We start from the raw sequence: 5,723 nt of genomic DNA on the forward strand, positions 1-5,723 counted from the left end.
CGCGCCCCAGCCGCCGGGGCCGGGATTGCCCTTGCAGGCACCATCGGTGAAGATTTCGACGCGCTGGCGTGTAGGAGCTTCATCCACCAAGCATCATCTCCGGCGTTGAATCAAGATACCAGGTCAGGCGGCGGGCAAAGGCCATCGGGTCCTTGCGGGTCACCAGCGCACCGGCGGGCGTGTTCAGCCAATCATAGGCGCGGGTGAGGGTGAAGCGCAGCGCCGCGCCGGCCGCCAACCGGGGCAGGGCGGCGCGCTCGGCCGGCAGCAGATCGATTTCGGCCAGATAACCCGCCATCAGCCCGGCAGCGCGTTCGGCAAAAAACTGGCGGCCATCGGCGGAAAAGCACCAGGCGGCGTGCGTTACCGCCACGTCGTAGGCGCGGGCATCGGTGCAGGCGAAATAGAAATCGATCAGCCCCGTCACCTTGCCGTCCAGCATCAGGACATTGTCGGGAAACAGATCGGCGTGGATGGCCGATTGCGGCAGGCCGGCGGGCCAATCGGCGGCAGCGGCCAACCCGCGTTCCACAGCTTGCGGCAGGTCGGCGTCAATTTCGCCGAGGCGGCTGTTTCCGCTTTCATTGGCGCAGCGAGCCGCGAGCGGCGGCCAAGATGCGGGGCCGAGCGCATTGGGCCGCGGCGTGGTGAAATCGGCCAGCGCCTTGTGCATGCGGGCCAGTGCCGCGCCCACTTCGCGGGCAGCAGCCGGCGTGGCTTCGGTGAGGCTCACGCCCGGCAAGAATTCGATCAGGCAGGCCGGGCGGCCGTTCAATTCCTGCAATATTTGCCCGCCACGATCGGCCACTGGGCCGGGCACAGGCAAGCCCTTGGCCGCGAGATGGCCCATCAGCGCCAGAAACCACGGCAGATCGCCGGCATCGACACGCTTTTCATACAAGGTGAGGATGAAACGCCCGCGCGTTGTTTCAGCCAGAAAATTGCTGTTTTCAACGCCTTCCGCAATGCCCTTGAAACTGACGGCGCTGCCGACACCATAGCCAGCCAGAAACGCCGCCAGATCGGCCGCGCTGACCGGAGTGTAAACAGCCATGGCCTGATCGCCCAGTTCAGGCAGTGAGCGAGCGCGGCAGCTTGAACACCACTTCTTCCACCGCAGTGGTGATGTTTTCGCTGGTCACGGCGTAGCGTGCAGCCATCGCCGCCAGCACTTCCTGCACCAGCACTTCCGGAGCCGACGCGCCGGCGGTGACGCCAACTGTTTTCACGCCGTCGAACCACGCCCAATCGATTTCCGCGGCGCGCTGGATCAGCCAGCTCTTGGCACCTTCGCGTTCGGCCACTTCGCGCAGGCGCTGGCTGTTGCTGCTGTTGGCCGCGCCGATCACCAGCACCAGATCACAGCGCGGCGCCATCGCCTTGACGGCGGCCTGACGGTTGGAGGTGGCATAGCAGATGTCGTCGCCGCGCGGACCTTCGATGGCCGGGAACCGGCGCTTGAGTTCGGCGACCATTTCGGAAGTGTCGTCAACGCTGAGCGTGGTCTGGGTAAGAAAACCCAGCCTGGCGGCGTTGGCAGGTTGCACGGCCTGCGCATCATGCAGAGTTTCGATCAGGGTCATGGCGCCGTCGGGCACTTGGCCAAAGGTGCCGATCACTTCGGGATGGCCCTGATGGCCGATGAACAGGATGTGGCAGCCTGCTGCTACCAACCGTTCGGCCTGGCGGTGCACCTTGGACACCAATGGGCAGGTGGCATCGACATAGGTCAGCCCGCGTTCTTCGGCCTTGGCGGGCACGGCCTTGGGTACGCCGTGGGCGGAAAATACCACTGGCACACCATCGGGAACCTCGTCCAGTTCCTCGACAAAAACGGCGCCCTTGGCTTTCAGACTGTCCACGACGAACTTGTTGTGCACAATCTCGTGACGAACATAAACCGGCGCGCCCCAGCGCTCGAGCGCGAGTTCGACGATATGGATGGCCCGGTCCACCCCGGCGCAAAAGCCGCGCGGGGCAGCAACCAGCACATTCAGCGCTGGCCTTGTTGCGCGAGTGGAATCGATGGAGAAATCCATGGCGGGAGCAACGTTGTTCATGCCCCGGCTGATACGCGATTGGCTGCGGCCGCGCCACCCCCCCGACGCTCGACGCTCGGCGTTCGATGCCCGGCGCTCGACGCTCGACGCTCGACGCTCGACGCTCGGTGCCCGACGCTAGGTGCCCGACGCTCGATGCCCGACGCTCGATGCCCGGCGCTCGATGCCCGGCGCTCGATGCCCGGCGCTCGATGCCCGGCGCTCGATGCCCGGCGCTCGATGCCCGGCGCTCGATGCCCGGCGCTCGATGCCCGGCGCTCGATGCCCGACTGTCGATGCCCGACGGTCGATGCCCGGCGCTCGGTGCTCGGCGCTTGCCGTGACGCCTTTTGCCCCATAGGAGAGGGCAATGATGCGTTTCGCTTCCTACCGTCAAGCCGCAATGGCTGTTGTTGCCGTGCCGATCTTGCTGCTGGCTGGCTGCGACCGCAATCCGCTGCTGGTGCAGCGTTCGTCGTGCCCGGCGGTGGCAGTGGCGGCCTACACCGGCGATACCACGCTGTTCCGGCCCGGCACGCCGATTTCTGCGCCCGATGCTGCAAACATGGAAGCAGTGGCGACGATCACCAACCTGCGCGATGACTGCGCCGAAACCAGCGAACAGTTCGTGTCGCGCATCACCTACGATGTGGTGGCCCGCCGCACTGATGCTGCCCAGGCCCGCCAGTATGTGCTGCCGGTGTTTGCAGTGGTGGTGCAGGCCGGCAACGTCGTCAATGCCAAGCAGATTTCCAGCGTGGTGGTGAATTTCGCCGCTGGTCAGGACCGCGCCGTGGCGCAGGGCACGGCGACGGCCGCCGTGTCGCGCACGGCCGCCGCGGTGCCGCAGGCCATTCTCGACAAGATCAACCGCAAGCGCCGCGCTGGTGATATCGATGCCGCCACCGATCCGATGGCGGATCCCGAAGTGCGTGCCGCCCTGCGCGCCGCCAGCTTCGAAGTGCTGATCGGCTTCCAGCTCGACGACCGCGCGCTGGCCTACAACATCGCCAAATAGGCCGGAACGGGCGGCACGGTGCCGCTTGTTTTTCCGGATCGGACAGCCTGCGCGCTGTGGTGTATGCTCACGGACAACATCAGGCCGAGCACCAGTGCAAGTATCGCCAGCCGCATATCCATGATGCAGGCAACGGCTCCGGCCGGTGCCCATTAAGCCGCAGCCGTGGTGGTCAATCGCGCAGTTGACTCCGCCGCCAGCTTCGCCCAATCCGCAATTGTCGCCGGGGGCAACTCCGGCGCCGCGCGCGGGAGAGTGTGGAGGGAAACCTCCACCGCCGAAGGAGCAAGCCGCCCCCGGAATCTCTCAGGCAAATGGACCGCGCCGGTGTATCAGCGACACTCTGGAAAGCGGGTGCGGGCGAACGCCTTCACCCCACCGAAGGTGTAAGCCGGCCAACGTCCTCAGGGGCATGTCCGGTCAAAGCTCTCAGGTTTGGCGACAGGGGGGGACATGGTTCGGCGCAAGGCCGTGCTGTCTGTTGCTGCCGGGGGTATGATGGCTGAAGATGCCGATCTGAAAATGCTGCCATTGGATGGCCTGCACCACCGCCTGGGCGCGCGTATGGTGGCGTTTGCCGGCTATGCCATGCCGATCCAGTACAGCGGGGAATTTGGCGGCATCATCGCCGAACATCTATGGACCCGTGCGCATGCCGGCCTGTTCGACGTGTCGCACATGGGCCAGTTGCTGGTGCAAGGCCCAAACCTCACCGCCGTCGCCGACTGGCTGGAAAGCCTCGCACCCGGCGATTTCAAGGCGTTGCAGCCGCACCGCGTGCGCTATTCGCTGCTGCTGGCCGACAATGGCGGCATTCTTGATGATCTGATGGTCACCAACACCGGCCGCAATTTTTACCTGGTGGTCAACGGCGCCACCAAGGCGAGCGATATCGCCCACATGCAGGCGCGGCTGCCAGCCGGATTGCACCTGCACCACATGGACGATCACGCGCTGCTGGCGCTGCAAGGCCCGGAGGCGGTGGTGGTGATGAGCGGTTTTGATCTCACCCCCGAAACCGCCGACCAGCCGGCCTTTGCCGATTTGAAGTTCATGTCGGGCGCGCGCTGGCTGTGGAATGGCATCAAGCTGGGCATTACCCGTTCGGGCTACACCGGCGAGGATGGCTATGAAATTTCGGTACCGGCCAAGCACGCCGAAGCGCTGGCGGAAGCCCTGCTGGCGCATGCGGAAGTGAAGCCGATCGGCCTTGGTGCGCGCGATTCGCTGCGGCTCGAAGCCGGCCTGCCACTGTACGGCCACGATCTCGGCCCCGAAACCACACCCGTTGAGGCTGACCTGAGTTTTGCCATTTCCAAGCGCCGCAAGGCGGAAGGCGGTTTCCCGGGCGCAGAGCGGGTGCTGGATCAATTGCTGAATGGCGCACCGCGCAAGCGTGTGGGCCTTGCCGTCGATGGACGCATGCCGGCGCGTGAAGGTGCAACCGTTTGGGTGGGCGATCGCCAAGTGGGCGTGCTCACGTCGGGCGGCTTTGCGCCCAGCCTGAACGTGCCGATTGCCATGGCGTATGTGGAGGCTGCATTCAGTGGCGACGGCACGGCGCTGGAGATTGAAGTGCGCGGCAAGCGCATCGCAGCAACCGTAGTGCCGATGCCGTTCAAGCAGAAAAATTATGTTCGGGAGGGAACAAAAGCATGAGCCGTCTTTTCACGCAGGACCATGAATGGATTGATGTTGTGGGCGATGTCGCCACCGTGGGCATCACCGATTACGCGCAGGGCCAGTTGGGCGACGTGGTGTTCGTCGATCTGCCCGATGCGGGCCGCGCCGTGACCAAGGGCGGGGAAGCCGCCGTGGTCGAATCGGTCAAGGCTGCATCCGATGTGTATGCTCCGGTGTCGGGGACGGTAACGGAGAGCAACCCGGCGCTGGTCGACGATCCCAGCCTGGTCAACAGCGCCCCGGAAACCGAAGGCTGGTTTTTCAAGCTCACCCTGTCCGACGCGTCGGAACTTGATGGCCTGATGCACAAGGCCGCCTACGACGCGTTCGTTGCCGGCCTGTAAATGACCCAAAGCGTATCCCCTGGCGGCACCGCCACGCGCTGGGACCCGGCGCTGTATGCCACTCACGCCAGCTTCGTGCCGGCGCTCGGGGCGGCGGTGCTTGACCTGTTGGCGCCGCGCGCCGGGGAACGCGTGCTCGATCTGGGCTGCGGCGACGGGGTGTTGACGCAAAAATTGATCGTGGCCGGCTGCGAGGTGGTGGGCGTCGATGCCGATGCGGCGATGGTGGCGGCAGCGTGTGCCAAGGGCATCGACGCACGGCTCGGCGATGCGCGCGCACTCGAGTTCGACGGCGAATTCGACGCCGTTTTCACCAATGCCGCCCTGCACTGGGTCGGCCAGCCCGATGTGGTGACCGCCGGCGTCAAACGCGCATTGAGACCCGGCGGGCGGTATGTGGGCGAATTTGGCGGCCACGCCAACATCGCCGCTATCCGCACCGCGCTGATCGCCGTGCTGGCCCGTCACGGCTTCCCGGCGGCGGGCAGCGAAACCAGCTATTATCCCACTGCGCAGGCCTTTCGCGCCGTTCTGGAACGGGGCGGTTTCGTCGTCGAAACCTGCGCCATCATCCCGCGCCCGACGCCGCTGCCCGTCAGCGGCATGGCCGGCTGGCTGGAAACCTTCCGCGGCGGGTTC

The 5,723-nt window shown here is 65.6% G+C and carries 6 protein-coding genes, 1 pseudogene and 2 riboswitches; of the genes and pseudogenes, 4 read left to right on the forward strand and 3 right to left on the reverse strand.

Annotated features, from left to right (window positions below):
• The 3 genes and pseudogenes from ACESL8_RS09700 to ispH form a co-directional block, all read right to left on the reverse strand.
• A pseudogene (locus tag ACESL8_RS09700) lies at positions 1 to 90 on the reverse strand (ribonuclease HI); the annotation flags it as partial.
• A complete protein-coding gene (thrB, locus tag ACESL8_RS09705; RefSeq protein ID WP_372918256.1) occupies positions 80 to 1,054 on the reverse strand; it encodes a homoserine kinase in 975 nt (324 codons plus the stop codon). The pseudogene ACESL8_RS09700 and the gene thrB, both read right to left, overlap by 11 nt.
• Positions 1,055 to 1,070: 16 nt before the next feature.
• Entirely contained in the window at positions 1,071 to 2,060 is a 990-nt protein-coding gene (gene ispH, locus ACESL8_RS09710) for a 4-hydroxy-3-methylbut-2-enyl diphosphate reductase (protein ID WP_372918258.1), read from the reverse strand.
• 349 nt (positions 2,061 to 2,409) lie between these two features.
• Between ispH and ACESL8_RS09715 the strand changes: the two genes are divergently transcribed.
• From ACESL8_RS09715 to ACESL8_RS09730, 4 genes are all read left to right on the forward strand, one after another.
• Entirely contained in the window at positions 2,410 to 3,057 is a 648-nt protein-coding gene (locus ACESL8_RS09715) for a hypothetical protein (protein ID WP_372918260.1), read from the forward strand.
• Between the two features lie 238 nt (positions 3,058 to 3,295).
• Positions 3,296 to 3,389: riboswitch (glycine riboswitch) on the forward strand.
• 1 nt (position 3,390) lies between these two features.
• A riboswitch (glycine riboswitch) is annotated at positions 3,391 to 3,512 on the forward strand.
• 43 nt (positions 3,513 to 3,555) lie between these two features.
• Complete coding sequence (gcvT, locus tag ACESL8_RS09720) at positions 3,556 to 4,716, forward strand: glycine cleavage system aminomethyltransferase GcvT (RefSeq protein WP_372918266.1); 1,161 nt, start codon at positions 3,556 to 3,558, stop codon at positions 4,714 to 4,716.
• A complete protein-coding gene (gcvH, locus tag ACESL8_RS09725; RefSeq protein WP_372918262.1) occupies positions 4,713 to 5,084 on the forward strand; it encodes a glycine cleavage system protein GcvH in 372 nt (123 codons plus the stop codon). The genes gcvT and gcvH overlap by 4 nt, the downstream gene beginning before the upstream one ends.
• The coding region (locus ACESL8_RS09730) for a class I SAM-dependent methyltransferase (protein WP_372918264.1) at positions 5,085 to 5,723 on the forward strand (639 nt) is incomplete at its 3' end.

The organism is Sandarakinorhabdus sp. (assembly GCF_041689835.1).
GTDB lineage: Bacteria > Pseudomonadota > Alphaproteobacteria > Sphingomonadales > Sphingomonadaceae > Sandarakinorhabdus.